The organism is Candidimonas humi (assembly GCF_019166065.1).
In the GTDB taxonomy this organism is placed as follows: domain Bacteria; phylum Pseudomonadota; class Gammaproteobacteria; order Burkholderiales; family Burkholderiaceae_B; genus Candidimonas; species Candidimonas humi.
The window spans coordinates 186,038-202,341 of the sequence record NZ_JAHTBN010000002.1; the positions used below are offsets into that span (position 1 = coordinate 186,038).

20 protein-coding genes are annotated in these 16,304 nt (G+C 64.1%); 2 read left to right on the plus strand and 18 right to left on the minus strand.

Features of this window, described 5'->3' with window-relative positions; all coding sequences use genetic code 11:
* Positions 1-167: 167 nt before the first annotated feature.
* The 3 genes from ccsB to KVP10_RS04280 form a co-directional block, all read right to left on the minus strand.
* Positions 168-1,529 carry a c-type cytochrome biogenesis protein CcsB gene (ccsB, locus tag KVP10_RS04270; protein WP_217963240.1) on the minus strand — a complete coding sequence of 454 codons (1,362 nt, stop codon included), beginning with the start codon at positions 1,527-1,529 and terminating at the stop codon, positions 168-170.
* Positions 1,530-1,541: 12 nt separating this feature from the next.
* Positions 1,542-3,584, minus strand: coding sequence for a cytochrome c biogenesis protein ResB (locus KVP10_RS04275; protein WP_246600329.1), 2,043 nt, complete (start codon positions 3,582-3,584; stop codon positions 1,542-1,544).
* Between the two features lie 187 nt (positions 3,585-3,771).
* Positions 3,772-4,467, minus strand: coding sequence for a c-type cytochrome (locus KVP10_RS04280; protein WP_217963241.1), 696 nt, complete (start codon positions 4,465-4,467; stop codon positions 3,772-3,774).
* A gap of 168 nt (positions 4,468-4,635) precedes the next feature.
* Here KVP10_RS04280 and yihA point away from each other — a divergent pair, with 168 nt between their 5' ends.
* Entirely contained in the window at positions 4,636-5,259 is a 624-nt protein-coding gene (yihA, locus tag KVP10_RS04285) for a ribosome biogenesis GTP-binding protein YihA/YsxC (protein ID WP_217963242.1), read from the plus strand.
* A complete protein-coding gene (gene hemB / locus KVP10_RS04290; protein WP_217963243.1) occupies positions 5,256-6,272 on the plus strand; it encodes a porphobilinogen synthase in 1,017 nt (338 codons plus the stop codon). The genes yihA and hemB overlap by 4 nt, the downstream gene beginning before the upstream one ends.
* Positions 6,273-6,582: 310 nt before the next feature.
* Here the strand turns inward: hemB and dsbD are convergent, their stop codons facing one another.
* From dsbD to rplF, 15 genes are all read right to left on the minus strand, one after another.
* The gene (gene dsbD, locus KVP10_RS04295; protein WP_376810945.1) at positions 6,583-8,601 is read right to left on the minus strand and encodes a protein-disulfide reductase DsbD; all 2,019 of its coding nucleotides are present in this window, start codon (positions 8,599-8,601) and stop codon (positions 6,583-6,585) included.
* A gap of 17 nt (positions 8,602-8,618) precedes the next feature.
* Positions 8,619-8,975, minus strand: coding sequence for a divalent-cation tolerance protein CutA (gene cutA, locus KVP10_RS04300; protein ID WP_217963784.1), 357 nt, complete (start codon positions 8,973-8,975; stop codon positions 8,619-8,621).
* Positions 8,976-9,308: 333 nt separating this feature from the next.
* Positions 9,309-9,695: a 50S ribosomal protein L17 gene (gene rplQ, locus KVP10_RS04305; protein ID WP_217963245.1), complete on the minus strand. Its 387-nt coding sequence runs from the start codon at positions 9,693-9,695 to the stop codon at positions 9,309-9,311.
* A 157-nt stretch (positions 9,696-9,852) separates the two neighbouring features.
* On the minus strand, positions 9,853-10,839 hold the full coding sequence (locus tag KVP10_RS04310; RefSeq protein ID WP_217963246.1) for a DNA-directed RNA polymerase subunit alpha: 987 nt from the start codon (positions 10,837-10,839) through the stop codon (positions 9,853-9,855).
* 194 nt (positions 10,840-11,033) lie between these two features.
* Positions 11,034-11,657, minus strand: a complete 624-nt coding sequence (gene rpsD / locus KVP10_RS04315) for a 30S ribosomal protein S4 (RefSeq protein ID WP_217963247.1) — start codon at positions 11,655-11,657, stop codon at positions 11,034-11,036.
* Positions 11,658-11,668: 11 nt separating this feature from the next.
* Positions 11,669-12,070, minus strand: coding sequence for a 30S ribosomal protein S11 (gene rpsK, locus KVP10_RS04320; RefSeq protein WP_217963248.1), 402 nt, complete (start codon positions 12,068-12,070; stop codon positions 11,669-11,671).
* 14 nt (positions 12,071-12,084) lie between these two features.
* Entirely contained in the window at positions 12,085-12,450 is a 366-nt protein-coding gene (gene rpsM, locus KVP10_RS04325) for a 30S ribosomal protein S13 (RefSeq protein WP_088602133.1), read from the minus strand.
* A 35-nt stretch (positions 12,451-12,485) separates the two neighbouring features.
* Entirely contained in the window at positions 12,486-12,599 is a 114-nt protein-coding gene (gene rpmJ / locus KVP10_RS04330; protein WP_003805360.1) for a 50S ribosomal protein L36, read from the minus strand.
* A 31-nt stretch (positions 12,600-12,630) separates the two neighbouring features.
* Positions 12,631-12,849 carry a translation initiation factor IF-1 gene (infA, locus tag KVP10_RS04335; RefSeq protein ID WP_068375372.1) on the minus strand — a complete coding sequence of 73 codons (219 nt, stop codon included), beginning with the start codon at positions 12,847-12,849 and terminating at the stop codon, positions 12,631-12,633.
* Positions 12,850-12,857: 8 nt separating this feature from the next.
* On the minus strand, positions 12,858-14,183 hold the full coding sequence (gene secY / locus KVP10_RS04340) for a preprotein translocase subunit SecY (protein WP_217963249.1): 1,326 nt from the start codon (positions 14,181-14,183) through the stop codon (positions 12,858-12,860).
* Between the two features lie 13 nt (positions 14,184-14,196).
* Positions 14,197-14,637, minus strand: coding sequence for a 50S ribosomal protein L15 (gene rplO, locus KVP10_RS04345; protein WP_088602136.1), 441 nt, complete (start codon positions 14,635-14,637; stop codon positions 14,197-14,199).
* A gap of 10 nt (positions 14,638-14,647) precedes the next feature.
* Positions 14,648-14,833, minus strand: coding sequence for a 50S ribosomal protein L30 (gene rpmD, locus KVP10_RS04350; RefSeq protein ID WP_217963250.1), 186 nt, complete (start codon positions 14,831-14,833; stop codon positions 14,648-14,650).
* Between the two features lie 3 nt (positions 14,834-14,836).
* Positions 14,837-15,358, minus strand: a complete 522-nt coding sequence (gene rpsE, locus KVP10_RS04355) for a 30S ribosomal protein S5 (RefSeq protein WP_217963251.1) — start codon at positions 15,356-15,358, stop codon at positions 14,837-14,839.
* Between the two features lie 15 nt (positions 15,359-15,373).
* Complete coding sequence (gene rplR, locus KVP10_RS04360; RefSeq protein ID WP_217963252.1) at positions 15,374-15,739, minus strand: 50S ribosomal protein L18; 366 nt, start codon at positions 15,737-15,739, stop codon at positions 15,374-15,376.
* Between the two features lie 21 nt (positions 15,740-15,760).
* The gene (gene rplF / locus KVP10_RS04365) at positions 15,761-16,294 is read right to left on the minus strand and encodes a 50S ribosomal protein L6 (protein WP_217963253.1); all 534 of its coding nucleotides are present in this window, start codon (positions 16,292-16,294) and stop codon (positions 15,761-15,763) included.
* Positions 16,295-16,304 lie beyond the last annotated feature (10 nt).

Sequence of the window (16,304 nt, forward strand, 5' to 3'; positions counted from 1 at the left end):
GGAGGTGAGTGGGGTATCGAACCGCAGGGAGATGCCCCATTCCAGGCCGCGTCTCAAGAACCAGCCCGGCGACGCATACAATCGACGCAAACAAAGCTAGCGGCAAACCTCAAGTAAAAGGGCCCCAAAAGGGGCCCTTATCACAACAAGAAGACGTCACATCCGCACTACAGCGACCCGTACGAGTGCAGCCCCGCCAGGAACATATTCACGCCCAGGAACGCGAAGCTCGTGACCAGCAGGCCGCCCAGCGCCCAGTACGCCGCCATCGTGCCGCGCAGGCCCTTCATCAAACGCATGTGCAGCCACGCCGCATAATTCAGCCAGACAATCAGCGCCCAGGTTTCCTTCGGGTCCCACTGCCAATAAGTACCCCACGCATCGGCCGCCCACAGCGCGCCCAGAATCGTCGCCACCGTGAAAAACGCAAAACCGACCGCAATCGCCCGATACATGATGTCGTCCAGGATCTCGAGCGGCGGCAGCTTGGCCGCAATCGGCTTGCGCATCGCCAATATCCCCGCCACGATGATCGCCGCCAGCCCGAAATACAGCATCCAGGTCATCGACACCTCTTTCGTGCCGAACACCATCGGTTCCGCGCACAGCACCGCACCCAGCACGAACACCGGCACCAGCTTCGCACGTGACACCGTCTGCCCGTGTTCCTTGATCAAGTAGGCGAAACCCACCATCGCCGACAAGGAGAACGAACTGTAGCCTATGAAATTGGCCGGCACATGCAGCTTCATCCACCAGCTCTTGAGCGCAGGCACCAGCGGCTGAATCGCATACGCATCGCGCGTGAACGAATACCACAGCAAAAATACCACCGCCGAACTGATCACCAGCAGCACGAAGCCGCCCAGCGCCCGCGTGGCATAACGACGCTCGTAGTACAAATAGAACAGTGCCGTGAACAGACAGAACAACACGAACACTTCATACAGATTGCTGACCGGCACATGGCCTATGCCCGGCCCCAGCAGATGCCCTTCGCGCCAGCGCACCAGCATGCCCGTCAGGCCCGCGTACACCGCCGACCACGTCAGCGCCGTGCCCAGCCAGGCCGCCGTCGTGCTGAAAAACCCGATCCAGTAGCAGATCATCGCCAGCACGAACAAGGCGCACATCCACAATATCGCCGACTGCGACGACAGCAGATATTTCAGGAAAAACACATGTTCCGAGCGCGTGATGTCGCCCTGCCCCAGCCCGCCGCCATTGCTGTACAGCCAGATGGCGAACAATGCACTCAGCCCGCTGAAGATCATCAGCGTGCGCATAGGCCGCCAAAGCCAGCCCAGCCAAGTGCACACCACCACCGCGCCGCACAGGATCAACTTCTCGTAGTAATCCATGTCGGCGCTGAAATTCAGCAGCGCATACGCCGCGCCCCCGGCCAGCACCAGGAAAAACACGATATCGGACCAATTCGGCCGGCCGCGATGGCCGCGCGAATCGCCGCTGGCCGTCATGGCATCTTCCCACATGGGAATGCCTGGCTTGATGATGGTAGTGTCGGACATAGAGAAACCTCTTTACGTGGACAGGCGCTTGATCGCGTCCTTGAAACGCTCGAACTCATGCTGGAAATCGAGCGTGCGCCGTTGAGAAGTCATGGCAGCCAGCAACTCGCTGCCGTGGCCTTGCGGCTTGACCCATACCCAGATCCGGCGATCGCGGATATAGAACATCGAAAATACGCCCAGCACCAGCAGGACGCAACCCAGGTATACCGCATTCTTGCCGGGGCTGCGCGCCACCTGGAACACGCTGGCCTGCACATGGTCGAAACTCTTGAGCGAAAGAAACACCGGTGCCGGATAATCGGGCAGATTCGCCATCGCCAGCAAGGCCAGCTGGATCCAGCTATTGGCGGCCTGGCCCGCCGGCCCCATGTGCTGGATGGGAGGCAGCCCTGCCTTCTCGCGCTCGACGTCACGCAGCTCGGTAAGATTCAATTGCACCATGGGCACCGCAAAACCCAGCACCTTCTCGCGCTGGTCGGGCGGCACCTTCTGCACGATAGCGTCGAACCCGCCCTGGGCAAAGGCTTCCATCGCGCCTTCGGCAGCCTTCTGCAACAAGGGCTGCTGCATGGCGGAATTGGCGTTGCGCGCGGCAAACCGCCCCGCCGCCTCCGCCCGCAACACCGGATCATACAGCGCGGCGCGCAGGCGCATGAAGTCGGCCACCGAATTGTCGGCGTCCGCGGGTATGCGCAAATAACGGTAATTCTGGTTCGAACTGTCGCGCACCCCGGCCAGGAACACCGAATTGCCGTCGAGCTTGATCGGCAACATGTAATTATTGAACTCGTGCGCCTGCCCGTCGCGGCCGATGATGCGATATTGCACGCTGGGGCCGACATTATGCAGGTTCTTGTTCTGCGCCGGCGCGGCGCTGCCGGTCACGGCCGCCACCTCGGCCAGGATAGGCTTGGGCTGCGGGGCCACATTGCCCGACAGGTTTTCCACATTGATGGTGCGCAGGCCCGACAGGTCGACCTCCAGCTTGCCGGCCTTCGGGCCGCTGCCCATGGTGATCTCGGCGGACTTGCCCACCGTCCCGTCCAGGGCAAACGGCTTGTCGCTCGGCCCGGCCAGCGGATACCCCACCATCTGCAGCTTGCTGCCGCCGTCGTCGAAACTGGACTGGTAGACCGTGACGCCCCGATAGTGCAGCGGCTCGTTGACCTTGATCGTGCGGTCGAATTTCTTGCCCGTGGCCAGGTCGGTGACCTCGACATCGCTCTTGAAATTGCTGGGCATGCCGGTCGAGTAGTAATCGACCGAAAATTTCTTGAGCGTGAGCGCGAACGGCAGGGGCTGCACCAGCACGCCATTGTTGACGCTGACGATGCCATTGCTGCTTTCCCCACCTTCGGGCACCAGCATATTGGCGCGGAAGCTGAGATTGGCGGCCGGCAAGCGGCCCGATGCGGGCACCTGTGAAATCAGCATGTTCTGCGTGATGGGCGTCTTGCCCAGCCATACCTGCGCCCGGATCGGCAGCTCGCTGTCGAGCAGCCCGCCGATACAGATGACGACGATTGCGGCATGGGCGAAGATATAGCCATAGCGGTTGGCGCTTCCTTTTTTGGCTGCGATCAGCACGCTGTCGCCGTCCTGGCGCACCTTGAACTTGTACCCCTGCCCCGTCAGCCACTGCTGCACGCGCTTCTGGTTTTCGGCCGGGGCCAGCGTCGAGGCGCTCTCGACCCGGTGGTGGAAAGAGCGCAGGCTGCTGCCGCGTATGTATTCCCGGAACGAACTCGCATCGCGCATCATCTTGGGCGAGTTGCGTATCAGGCAGATGCTGGTGGAAACCACCAGGAACGCCATGATCAGCAGGAACCACCAACTATTGTAGACGTGCCAGATCGAGAACTTGTCAAAAACCGCAAACCAGAAGGGGCCAAACTGGTCGATGTAGCTGCCCGGCGCCTGGTTCTGCTGCAGCACCGTGCCGATCAGGCTGGCCACGCAAATGAACACCAGCAGGCTCACCGCAAAACGCATCGAACCCAGCAGTTCGAAGAAATCCGCGCCCCAACGGCGCAAGGAATAGGTCTGGCTCATTTCGATTCGCAAAAAATACTGCCGTGCCGCGCCGGCTCGGACCGTCCGGCCTGTTTCCGCCGGACAAACGGGCGAGACGCCGCGCCAAGAAAAAAGGGGGCCGCCGGCGACAGCTCCCCCCTTTTTTTATTTCCGGTGTCCAGCCCGGGGATCCCGCCCCATCAGCCGGACTCGGCTCAATACCCTACTAGCGCAAGCCCGCGGCGTAATCCGCCACAGCTGCGATATCGGCGTCCGACATGCGGTCGGCGATGTCATGCATGATGTCGCTGTTGGCGCGGTCGCCGCTGCGGAACAGCTTGAGCTGTTCTGCGATGTACTCGGGATGCTGGCCGGACAGGCGGGGGAATTCCGCCGGCATGCCGGCGCCATTGGCCGAGTGGCAGCCCGCGCAGGCAGGCACGTTGCGGTCGGGCAGGCCGCCGCGCCAGATATCCTGGCCCAGGGCCACGGTATCTTTATGGGTCGCCGTGGCGGCCGTCTTGGGATCGAGCTTCTGCTGCGACAGGTAGTAGGCGATGTTTTGCACGTCGGCCGGGGTCAGCGCGGACGCGAAATTGGTCATGACCGTGTTGGCGCCCTTGTCGCCGCGGCGCAGCGGCGGGGTCTTGGCGTTCTTGGGACGGAAGTCGCCCAGTTGCTTGGCCAGGTATTCGTGAGGCTGGGCCGCCAGGTTCGGATTGGCGGGAATCGTGCTGTTGCCGGCGGCTCCGTGACAGGAGATACAGGCAATGATGCTGCGGGCCGTATCGCCATGGGTATAGAGCTGCTCGCCCTTGGCCGCGTCGGGCTTGGCGGCGCCTTGCGCATGACCGATGGAAACCAGGGACGAGCCCAGCAGCAAGCCGCTGGCAACCAACATACTGGAAAGCACACGCTTCATGAAAAGACCTCGACGATCGCGATTCGATCCGGGCGGTAAACGCCACCAAGATAATATAGACAGTACAGGCAAATTCCCGGCGCAAAACCCTGCCGCCAGTAGAGACACCAACTGTTTCAAACCTGCGATTATACAATAGCGCCTGGATTAACCGACCCGAGAGCTTCCGTGTCCATTTTGCACCGCGCCCGTTTCACCGTCTCGGCGGCCCGCCTGGATCAATTGCCGGCGCCGACGGTGGCCGAAGTCTGCTTCGTCGGGCGTTCCAATGCCGGCAAGTCCTCGGCCATCAATGTACTCACCAACCAGAAGCGCCTGGCCTTCTCCAGCAAGACGCCGGGGCGCACGCGCCTGATCAACCTGTTCGGCATCCCCGACCCCATCGATCCCGACCAGGCGCTCGGCTTCCTGGTCGACCTGCCGGGCTACGGCTACGCCTCCGTGGCCCGCAATACCCACGAACAATGGGCAGATATCCTGGGCGGCTATCTGCGCGAACGCAGTTCGCTGGCCGGCATCGTGCTGCTGATCGACATACGGCGCGGCGTCACCCCCCTGGACCAGCGCCTGGCCGACTGGATCGCCCCCACGGGGCGCCCCGTGCTGGCGCTGCTGACCAAGGCCGACAAGTTCCCCTACGGCCAGCGCATCAAGGCCGTGACCGCCGTGCGCAAGCAACTTGCCGCCATCGGCGCGCTGTATACCGTGCCGTTTTCGGCCACGCACCGGATCGGGCTCGAAGAAGCCGGCGCCTATATCGAAAACTGGATTTCCCCTAAGGTAGTGCCATGACCTCTTTTATCGTTTCCGCCGATTTTCCCGCCGCCCGGCCACGGCGCAACCGCCGCGATGAATTCTCGCGCCGCCTGGTGCGCGAGAATGTGCTGACCACCGCCGACCTGATCTACCCCGTCTTCGTCATCGAAGGCCAGGGCGTGCGCGAGCCCGTGCCATCCATGCCGGGCGTCGTGCGCTACTCGCCCGACACGCTGCTGGCCGTGGCCGAAGAATGCGTCGCGCTGGGCATCCCCGTCATGGCGCTCTTCCCCGTCATCGACCCGGCGCTCAAGACGCCGGACGGCATCGAGGCGGCCAACCCGGACGGCCTCATCCCGCGCGTCGTCGCCGAACTGAAACGGCGCTTCCCCGAACTGGGCGTGCTGACCGACATAGCCCTGGACCCCTACACCAGCCACGGCCAGGACGGCGTCATCGATGCCGACGGCTACGTGCTGAACGAGCCCACGGTCGAGATCCTGACCCGCCAGGCGCTGGTGCAGGCCGCGGCCGGCGTCGACATCGTGGCGCCCAGCGACATGATGGACGGCCGTATAGGCGTCATCCGCCAGGCGCTCGAAGCGCGCCAGCATATCTACACGCGCATCATGGCCTACTCGGCCAAATACGCCAGCGCCTTCTACGGCCCCTTCCGCGACGCCGTGGGCTCGGCCACCAATCTGGGCAAGTCGAACAAGTTCACCTACCAGATGGACCCCGGCAATCGCAACGAAGCCCTGCGCGAAGTCGCGGCCGACCTGCGCGAAGGCGCCGACATGGTGATGGTCAAGCCGGGCATGCCCTACCTGGATGTGCTGCGCGAGGTCAAGAACGCTTTCGGCGTGCCCACCTATGCCTACCAGGTCAGCGGCGAATACGCGATGCTCAAGGCCGCGGCCGCCAACGGCTGGCTCGACCACGACAAGGTGATGATGGAATCGCTGCTGGCCTTCAAGCGCGCCGGAGGCGACGGCATCCTGACCTACTTCGCCATCGAGGCGGCGAAGCTGTTGAAAGAACAGGCATAGAGGCTGTCGGCGCGAAAGCGCCGGCGTATGCTCCCGGGCCGCGAACCAGCCGGCGCTCGGGCCGTAGGCGCTTGTTCTTGTAGGCGCCTGTTCTTTATTCATGCGCCGTATTCATTCTTAATCCGCCGGGGCTGCCCTGCGGAGTTCCGATGCTCGGCAGACTCGCCTGCGCTTCGGACTCCTACGGGGTCCCAGGCGGCTAAAGAACCAATAACGCTCCGCCACCACCACAGCCTCTCTCAGCACCACCACGATCCGCTTAAGGATCGACAAGATCAACGCCCGGCGAGAATCAACGCCCTGGAGAGAATCAGCGCTTCTCACCCGCCAGCACCCCATCCAGTACCGCGCCGAACTGCGCCGCGTTCTGGAATCCGATGACGCGGGCATTCGGCAGCGGCTTGCCCTGCGCGTCGAAGAACAAAATGCCCGGCGGCCCGAACAGATGGAAGCGCTTGAGCAGCGCGCGGTCTTCGGGCGTGTTCTTGGTGACATCCGCCTGCAGCAATAGCAGTTGCGACATCTTGCCGGCCACGGCGGGATCGCTGAACGTGAACTTCTCCATTTCCAGGCACGACACGCACCAGTCGGCATAGAAATCCAGCATCACCGGCCGGCCCGCCTGGGCCAGCGCCGCGTCCAGCTCCTGCACCGAATGCACGCGCTGGAATCGGGAACGTATCGCTTCCGTGGCACCGGGATTCAGTCCGGCCGAGCCGGAGGCGCCCGATGTCGATGCGCCGGCCAGCGCGACCCCGGGAGCGCCGGCAACGGCGCCCGCACGCCATCCGGCCAGCGGCTGCAAGAGACTGCCGCCACCCGTGGCGGCGCCGACCAGCAATAGCGCCGCCCAGAGCGCCGCCAGCAGCCCCAGCGTCTTGCGCAGGAATGCACCCAGGCCGGGCCCGGCGGGCAAAGCCTCGAACGCCCCCAGCATCACCGCGGCAAAGCCGGCCAGGAAGGCCCAGCCCAGCATCGAGGCCCACGGCGGCACGACCGAATCCAGCATCCACCACGCGGTCGCCAGCAGCAGCCAGCCGAATAAGTGCTTGACGCCCTCCATCCAGGCGCCGGCGCGCGGCAGCAAGGCCCCGGACGAGGCCCCGACCAACAGCAGCAGCAAGCCCTCGCCCCAGGCCAGCGCGAACAGCGCCAGGCCGCCCAGCACCAGATTGCCCGTCTGCGAGATGAACAGCAGCACCCCCGCCAGCGGCGCCGCCACGCACGGCCCGACGATCAGCGCCGACACCATCCCCATGAGCAGCGCCCCGCCGTAGCGGCCGCCCGGTATGCGCGAGACCCGGTCATTGAGCGCGCTCTGCATGCCGCTGGGCGCCTGCAGCGTGTAGACATCGAACATGGCCAGCGCCAGCAAGGCCAGCAGCACTGCGAACAGCGCCAGCACCCAGGGCGTCTGCAGCCACACGGCCAGGCTCGCACCGATCAGGCCGGCGGCCACGCCCAGCGCGGTGTACACCACGGACATGCCCAGCACGTACGAGGCGGCCAGCGACAGGCCGCGCCAGCGCGAGCGCGCGCCGGCGGCGGAGGTGCGGCCGGCATCGCCCGCGACGATCGCCAGCAATATGGGCACCATCGGCAGCACGCAGGGCGTGAACGACAACAGCAGCCCGAGCAGCAGGCACAGCGCGACGATGCGGCCCCAGCCGGCGCCGGCGAGATACGAGGCGAAGCCCGTGTCGCTCATGTCCAGCACCGAAGAGGACGCAGCGGTAGAGGCTGCCCCGGAATTCGCCGCGGCGCCTGCGCCGGCCGCAGGGCCCTGCCCCGCCGGCGCCGCAGCCGCCGGCTGCCCGGGCACGGAGCTGCGCACGCCGGGCCCCGAGGCCTTGTATCCGCCCGCCACGGGCGTGAGCACCACCTCGGTCGTCATGGGCGAATAGCACAGGCCGGCCTCGGCGCAGCCCTGGCCGGTGACCTCCAGCTTCAACGGACCCGCGGCGCCGGGCTGGATCGGCAGCCGTATGGTCACCCCATCGTGATAGATCTCGAGCTTCTTGTCGAAGGTCGGGTCGTACTCGATGATGCCGGGAGGAAAGGACGGCTTGCCCAGGCGGCCGGAATCGGGGCTCAGTGCGAACTCGAAGCGCTCGCGGTACATGTAGTACTTGGGCGCTATCTTGTAATGCACGTCGATTTCCGCCGGGCCGGCCATGGCCGCGGAGAATGCAAACGCCTGCTCGGGCTCGAGGAAATCCGCGGCATGCGCCGCACCCGCGCCCAGCAGCAACAAGCAGGCCAGCGCCGCGCAAGCCGCGGCGACAGCGGCGCGGGCCCGCAAGGATCCCGCTTTGACGTATGCAATCACTTTGTTTTCCCGAGTATTCATTCTTTATGCCGCGGCGGCGCCGCGACCTGTTCCCGCATCCAGTCCATATAACCCGCCAGGCCGCCCAGGACCGGCACCACGAGGATTTCCGGAACCTCGTAGGGGTGCAGTTGCCAGAGACGGTCGGCAAGCGCCTGCAGGCGCTCTCGCGTGGTCTTGGCCACCAGCGGGATTTCCTCGGTTCCTTCCAGCGTGTCCTGCCACATGTACATCGACAGGCCCGGGGCGCCGAGGTTCACGCAGGCCGCCAGCCGCTCTTCGATGAGCACGTGCGCGATGCGCTTGGCCAGCAGCGCGTCGGGCACGCTCGACAGCACCAGCACCGCCTCTTGCGCGCGCTCGTCACCGGCCATGCGCAATATCGCGGCGCCGCGGCCCTGCTGCCCGGAGCTGGGATCGGAGTCGATCGGATCGGCCATGCGGCGAGCCTCTAGTGGTGTGGTGGGCGATCAAGGCCCGGTGCGGCGGGCCGCCGCGCTGTGCAGGGCGCCAGGCCAGGAATCCACCGGGAATGCTTCATTTTATCGGAGCCCCGCGCATCTTTCCCGCGCCATGGCCCGGATCGCCACAATGCCGGAATAGAAAAATCCCCGCGGGAGCAAACCAGCGGGGATTCATCGACGGCGGCTTGAGGCCGCCATTGCCGCGCCGGGACGCAGGGTCCGGGCGACGCGCCGGGCAGGCGCTTATTCGGCGTCGCCGGCCTCTTCGTCCTGGGGACGATCAACCAGTTCCATGAAGGCCATGGGCGCATTGTCGCCTTGGCGGAAGCCCATCTTCAGCACGCGGGTGTAGCCGCCGTTGCGCTCTTTGTAGCGCGGGCCGATTTCGGCGAACAGCTTGACCACGGCGTCGCGGTCGCGCAGGCGGGCGAAAGCCAGGCGCTTGTTGGCCAGGGTCGGTTCCTTGCCCAGAGTGATCAGGGGCTCGACGACGCGGCGCAATTCCTTGGCCTTGGGCAGCGTGGTCTTGATGGCTTCGTGGGTCAGCAGGGACACGGCCATGTTGCGGAACATGGCGAGACGATGGCTGCTGGTGCGATTCAGTTTACGCAGGCCGCTACGGTGACGCATGATGTATTTCCTTTGAATCTATGTGGCGGAAAACCCGCCGGTTATCCGGCTCTTCTATCGGCAACAGCGCCGCGGTCCGGGACTTGTCCGCTGACACATTGGCGTTTCAGCGGGCTCATGGCGCGGAACACCGCTAGCGGCGTTCCGCGGTAAAAACTCAGGGACGTTCCAGGCCCAGCGGCGGCCAGTTCTCGAGCTTCATGCCCAAGGTCAAGCCACGTGCAGCCAGGACTTCCTTGATTTCGTTCAGGGACTTGCGGCCCAGGTTCGGCGTCTTGAGCAGCTCGTTCTCGGTGCGCTGGATCAGGTCGCCGATGTAGTAGATGTTCTCGGCCTTCAGGCAGTTGGCCGAACGCACGGTGAGTTCCAGGTCGTCGACCGGACGCAGCAGCACCGGATCGATCTGCGGCGTGCCGCGGGCCGGGGCTTCGTACGAATCGCCCGCGCCTTCGAGGGCGGCGAACACCGAGATCTGGTCCATCAGGATGCGGGCCGACTGGCGCACCGCTTCCTCGGGCGAGATCACGCCGTTGGTGGAGATGTCCAGGACCAGCTTGTCCAGGTCGGTGCGCTGCTCGACGCGGGCGCTCTCGACGGCGTAGCTGACGCGGCGCACCGGGCTGTACGAGGCGTCGAGCACGATGCGGCCGATGGTGTGCGTGCGGTCATCGGTCAGCGCGCGCACATTGCCCGGCACGTAGCCGCGGCCCTGCTCGACCTTGATCTGCATTTCCAGCTTGCCGGCATCGGTCAGCGTGGCGATGACATGGTCGGGATTGATGATCTCTACGTCGTGCGGCAGCTCGATGTCGCCGGCCACCACCACGCCGGCGCCTTGCTTGCGCAGCACCAGGGTGACTTCTTCGCGGTTGTGCAGCTTGAACACCACGCCCTTCAGGTTCAGCAGGATGTCGACCACGTCTTCGCGCACGCCGGCGATGGTCGAGTATTCGTGCACCACGCCCGTCATCTGGACTTCGGTGGGCGCGTAGCCCGTCATGGACGACAGCAGGATGCGGCGCAGCGCATTGCCCAGCGTGTGGCCGTAGCCGCGTTCGAACGGTTCCATCACGACCTTGGCGTGGTTCTTGCCCACGGGGGTCACTTCAATGGAGCGGGGTTTCAGAAAACCTTGAGACGACATGTATGTTCCTTTTCAATACCCTCGGCTCGTTACACCGATAAGGCTGACGGACAAAAGCCGGAATGCCGGCGGAAACTATCGCGAGCGCCCTTGCGGGGCGGTGCTTGTGCTCGAAACAGAGAGCACCAAGCCCACTTTCCTGCAGAACAGAGAAAGTGGGCCGGTCGCGGGATACTGCGGCTGCACGCCCGCTATCAGCGGGAATACAGTTCGACGACCATCGATTCGTTGACGTCGCGCGCCACGTCGGCGCGGTCGGGAGCCTGCTTGAAGGTGCCGGTCATCTTGCTGGAGTCGACTTCGACCCACTGCGGCAGGCCTTGGCCGGAAGCCAGGTCGAGCGATTCGCGGATGCGGGACTGGGCCTTGGCTTTCTCGCGGATCGACACCACATCGCCGGACTTGACGATGATGGAGGCGATGTCGGCGGTCTTGCCGTTCAGTTCGATGGCGCGGTGGTTCACCAGCTGGCGCGCTTCGGCGCGGGTCGAACCGAAGCCCATGCGATACACCACGTTGTCCAGGCGCGATTCGAGCAACTGGATCAGGGTTTCGCCGGTGTTGCCACGGCGGCGCTCGGCTTCTTCGAAGTACTTGCGGAACTGCTTCTCGAGCACGCCGTACATGCGCTTGAGCTTTTGCTTTTCACGCAGTTGCAGGCCGTAGTCGGAAGTACGGGCGCCCGAAGTGCGGCCATGCTGGCCGGGCTTGGATTCGAGCTTGCACTTCGAGTCCAGCGAGCGGCGCGAGCTCTTCAGGAACAGGTCGGTGCCCTCGCGGCGCGAGAGCTTGCATTTAGGTCCAATATAACGTGCCAAGATGCTTCCCCTTAGATGCGACGACGCTTGGGCGGACGGCAGCCGTTATGCGGCACCGGCGTGATGTCGGAGATGCTGGAAATCTTGATTCCCAAGGCATTGAGCGCACGCACGGACGATTCGCGGCCGGGGCCGGGGCCCTTGATGCGGACCTCGAGCGTCTTGATGCCGTATTCCTGGGCCACACGGCCGGCCGACTCGGCCGCAACCTGTGCGGCGAACGGAGTCGACTTGCGCGAGCCCTTGAAACCGGCACCGCCCGACGTAGCCCACGACAAGGCATTGCCCTGGCGGTCGGTAATGGTGATGATCGTGTTGTTGAACGAAGCGTGGACGTGCGCAATGCCGTCCGAAACGCTTTTCTTGACTTTCTTGCGGACGCGAGTAGCGCCGCTGGTGGAAGCTTTCGCCATCTTCTATTCCTCGATTATTTCTTCAGGGAGGCAGCAGCGCGACGCGGCCCCTTGCGGGTGCGGGCGTTGGTACGGGTGCGCTGGCCGCGCACGGGCAGGCCGCGCTTGTGGCGCATGCCGCGGTAGGTTCCCAGGTCGATCAGTCGCTTGATCGACAGTTGCACTTCGCGACGCAGATCGCCTTCAACCGTGAAGACGCCCACGTGCTCGCGGATGCGCTCGAGCTCGGCGTCGGTCAGGTCCTTGACCTTCTTGGAGCATTCGACGCCCGATGCTTCGCAAATCTTGCGAGCGCGGGTACGTCCGATGCCAAAGATGGCGGTAAGTCCGATTTCGGCGTGTTGATGCGGCGGAATATTGATGCCAGCAATACGGGCCATGACTGTTCCTCGTTAAATCCGTTGCGTTTCGGCGCTTAGCCTTGACGCTGCTTGTGGCGGGGGTCGGTGCAGATGACACGCACCACGCCGTGACGTTTGATGATCTTGCAGTTGCGGCAGATCCGCTTTACCGATGCCATTACCTTCATGGTTGACTCCTAGTTCTCTGTAGCCGGCCGCTCATTTGGAGCGGAACACAATCCTGGCTCGCGACAGGTCATAGGGCGTGAGCTCCACTGTGACCTTGTCACCCGGCAGGATCCGGATGTAATGCATGCGCATCTTGCCTGATATGTGGCCCAGCACCACGTGGCCGTTCTCGAGCTTGACGCGAAAAGTCGCATTGGGGAGGTTTTCTATCACCTCGCCTTGCATTTGTATAACGTCGTCTTTTGCCATTGTGCCTCTTACCGCATTGGCAGGCCCGCGCCCTTGAAGTTGGCCTTCTTGAGCAGCGAGTCATATTGCTGGGACATCATGTAGGCCTGCGCCTGGGCCATGAAATCCATGGTAACCACCACGATGATCAGCAGCGATGTGCCACCGAAGTAGAACGGCACGTTCCAGCGCATCTGCATGAATTCCGGCAGCAAGCACACGACCGCGACGTAGATGGCACCGGCCAGCGTCAGACGCATCAGGATCTTGTCTATGTAGCGCGAGGTCTGCTCGCCCGGGCGGATGCCCGGCACGAAGGCCCCGCTCTTCTTCAGGTTGTCTGCCGTCTCGCGGCTGTTGAACACCAGCGCGGTATAGAAGAAGCAGAAGAAGATGATCAGAGCGATATACAACGTTACGTACAAGGGCTGGCGCGGCGACAGCGCGGCGGCCAGGTCTCCCAGCCAGCGCATGTGCGGGTTGTTCGAGAACCAGCTGGTCACCGTTGCCGGCAGCAGGATGATCGACGACGCGAAGATCGGCGGAATCACGCCCGACATGTTCAGCTTCAGGGGCAGGTGCGAGCTCTGCCCGCCGTAGATCTTGTTGCCCACCTGGCGCTTGGCATAGTTGACCGTGATGCGGCGCTGGCCACGTTCGACGAAGACGACGAAGTACGTGACGGCCACGACCAGGGCGGCAATGAACAGCACCGACAGCACCGACATGGCATCCGTGCGCACCAGGTCGAGCAAGCCCGCAAGCGCGCCCGGCAGGCCGGCGACGATACCCGCGAAAATCAGGATCGAGATGCCGTTGCCCAAGCCGCGCTCGGTGATCTGCTCGCCCAGCCACATGACGAACATCGTACCCGTGAGCAGGGTGACCACGGTGGTGAAGCGGAACATCATGCCGGGATCGATCACCAGGCCGGGCTGGGATTCCAGCGCAACCGAGATACCCACGGCCTGGATCAAGGCCAGGAACACCGTACCGTAGCGCGTGTACTGCGTGATCTTGCGCTGGCCGGACTGGCCTTCCTTCTTGATTGCTTCCAGCGACGGCACGACCACCGACATCAGCTGCATGATGATCGACGCAGAGATGTACGGCATGATCCCCAGGGCGAAAACCGAGAAGCGCGCCAGCGCTCCGCCCGAGAACATGTTGAACAGGCCGAGTATGCCGCTCTGGTTGTGCTGGAACAGGTCGGACAGGGCATCGGGATTGATGCCCGGCACCGGGATGTGCGTTCCCAGGCGGTAGACGACCAGGGCGAGCACCAGGAACACCACGCGACGTTTTAGGTCGGCGTAGCGTGCGCCCGGTTTACTCTGTGCCTGAGCTTTAGCCACCGTAACCCCTTGTTCAGGCCAGGGAGCCGCCGGCGGCTTCGATGGCCGCGCGTGCGCCCGCCGTGGCGGTCAAGCCGCGCAGGACGACCTTGCGCGACAACTCGCCGGACTTGATGACCTTGGCATAGCGGACAGCCTGTCCGACCACGCCGGCCTGCTTCAGTACTTGCACGTCGACTTCGTCGGCGGACAGGCGTTGCAGGTCGGACAGACGGACTTCGGCGTACAGGTGCTGGCCCAGCGGCGTGAAGCCGCGCTTGGGCAGGCGACGCTGCAGCGGCATCTGGCCGCCTTCGAAGCCGACCTTGTGGAAACCGCCGGCACGGGACTTCTGGCCCTTGTGGCCACGACCCGCAGTCTTGCCCAGGCCGGAGCCTATGCCACGGCCCACGCGGCGCTTGGCATGCTTGCTGCCTTCAGCGGGCTTGAGCGTGTTGAGTTGAGTTTCTGACATCGCGATTCCTTCAGACTTCCGACACGGTGACCAGATAGTCGACCTTGCGGATCATGCCTCGCACTTCGGGCGTATCGACCAGGACGCGGCTGCTGTTCACGCGGCCCAGGCCCAGACCGCGCACGGTGGCGCGATGGGATTCCTTGGTGCCGATGACGGAGCGCACGAGGGTGACCTTGATTTGCTTCTGTGCCATGACTTACCCCAGTATCTCTTCGACCGTCTTGCCGCGCTTGGCGGCCACTTCGGCCGGCGTCGAGCAGGCGCGCAGGCCATTGAGCGTGGCGCGCACCATGTTGTACGGGTTGCTCGAGCCGAGGCTCTTGGCCACGACGTTGCGCACACCCATGACATCGAAGATGGCGCGCATCGGGCCGCCGGCGATCACGCCGGTACCTTCGGCGGCGGGCGAGATCAGCACCGTCGAGGCGCCGTGCTTGCCCACCACGGTGTGATGCAGCGTGCCGTTCTTCAGGGCGACCTTGACCAGGCCGCGACGCGCCTGTTCCATGGCCTTCTGGACCGCCACGGGCACTTCGCGGGCCTTGCCCTTGCCCATGCCGATGCGGCCGTCGCCATCGCCCACTACGGTCAGGGCGGCGAAGCTCATCGTACGGCCACCCTTGACCACCTTGCTGACGCGGTTGACCGCGATCATCTTTTCGCGCAAGCCGTCATCGCGCTCTTGCTCGGCGTTGTGCTTGCCTTGTGCTTTAGCCATTTGACAGTCCCTTGCTTAGAATTTCAGGCCGGCTTCGCGCGCGGCATCGGCCAGCGCCTTGACACGGCCATGGTAACGGAAGCCGGAGCGGTCGAAGGCGACCAGCTCGATGCCGGCGGCCTTGGCCTTCTCGGCCACGCGCTTGCCCACGATGCCGGCCGCGGCCACGTTGCCGCCGCCAACCTTCTGGCTCGCCAGTTCCTTGCGGACCTCGGGCTCGAGCGTCGAGGCGCTGACCAGCACGCGATCGCCTTCCGGCGAGATGATGTTGGCGTATATGTGCAGGTTCGAGCGGAAAATCGAGAGGCGGTGTACGCGCAGCTCGTGGATTTTCCGACGGGTCGTAACCGCACGACGCAAACGGGAAGTTTTCTTGTCCATGATTCGTCCTTGCCTGCGCGCTTACTTCTTCTTGGTTTCCTTGATGACGACATGCTCGTCCGCATACCGCACGCCCTTGCCCTTGTAGGGTTCGGGTTCGCGATAGGCGCGGATCTCTGCCGCCACCTGTCCGACCACCTGCTTGTCGGAGCCCTTGACGATGATTTCCGTCTGCGTCGGGCACTCGATCTTGATGCCGGCAGGCATCTTGTGCAGGATGTCGTGGGAATAGCCAAGCTGCAGTTTCAGCGCATCGCCCTGAACCTGGGCGCGGAAACCCACGCCTACGAGGCTCAGCTTGCGTTCGAAACCTTTGCTGACGCCGGTCACCATATTGGCCACCAGGGCGCGTACGGTACCCGACATGGCCTTGGCGTGGCGGCTTTCGTTGGCCACGACAAAGGTGAGCTGGCCGTCTTCCTGGCGGACGACGACGTCGCCCGTCAGGCTCTGGGTCAGCGTGCCCAGCGGGCCCTTGACCGAAATCTGGCCGGCGCTGATGGTCGCTTCCACGCCTTTCGGCACGGCGACGGGATATTTTGCTATGCGTGACATGTGATTCTCC

Bases quoted from the DNA above. Each gene is read 5' to 3' on its own strand.
- ccsB (WP_217963240.1), bottom strand. From the start codon at position 1,529: ATGTCCGACACTACCATCATCAAGCCAGGCATTCCCATGTGGGAAGAT.
- KVP10_RS04275 (WP_246600329.1), bottom strand. From the start codon at position 3,584: ATGAGCCAGACCTATTCCTTGCGCCGTTGGGGCGCGGATTTCTTCGAA.
- KVP10_RS04280 (WP_217963241.1), bottom strand. From the start codon at position 4,467: ATGAAGCGTGTGCTTTCCAGTATGTTGGTTGCCAGCGGCTTGCTGCTG.
- hemB (WP_217963243.1), top strand. From the start codon at position 5,256: ATGACCTCTTTTATCGTTTCCGCCGATTTTCCCGCCGCCCGGCCACGG.
- cutA (WP_217963784.1), bottom strand. From the start codon at position 8,975: ATGGCCGGTGACGAGCGCGCGCAAGAGGCGGTGCTGGTGCTGTCGAGC.
- rplQ (WP_217963245.1), bottom strand. From the start codon at position 9,695: ATGCGTCACCGTAGCGGCCTGCGTAAACTGAATCGCACCAGCAGCCAT.
- KVP10_RS04310 (WP_217963246.1), bottom strand. From the start codon at position 10,839: ATGTCGTCTCAAGGTTTTCTGAAACCCCGCTCCATTGAAGTGACCCCC.
- rpsK (WP_217963248.1), bottom strand. From the start codon at position 12,070: ATGGCGAAAGCTTCCACCAGCGGCGCTACTCGCGTCCGCAAGAAAGTC.
- rpsM (WP_088602133.1), bottom strand. From the start codon at position 12,450: ATGGCCCGTATTGCTGGCATCAATATTCCGCCGCATCAACACGCCGAA.
- rpmJ (WP_003805360.1), bottom strand. From the start codon at position 12,599: ATGAAGGTAATGGCATCGGTAAAGCGGATCTGCCGCAACTGCAAGATC.
- infA (WP_068375372.1), bottom strand. From the start codon at position 12,849: ATGGCAAAAGACGACGTTATACAAATGCAAGGCGAGGTGATAGAAAAC.
- rplO (WP_088602136.1), bottom strand. From the start codon at position 14,637: ATGTCAGAAACTCAACTCAACACGCTCAAGCCCGCTGAAGGCAGCAAG.
- rpmD (WP_217963250.1), bottom strand. From the start codon at position 14,833: ATGGCACAGAAGCAAATCAAGGTCACCCTCGTGCGCTCCGTCATCGGC.
- rpsE (WP_217963251.1), bottom strand. From the start codon at position 15,358: ATGGCTAAAGCACAAGGCAAGCACAACGCCGAGCAAGAGCGCGATGAC.
- rplR (WP_217963252.1), bottom strand. From the start codon at position 15,739: ATGGACAAGAAAACTTCCCGTTTGCGTCGTGCGGTTACGACCCGTCGG.
- rplF (WP_217963253.1), bottom strand. From the start codon at position 16,294: ATGTCACGCATAGCAAAATATCCCGTCGCCGTGCCGAAAGGCGTGGAA.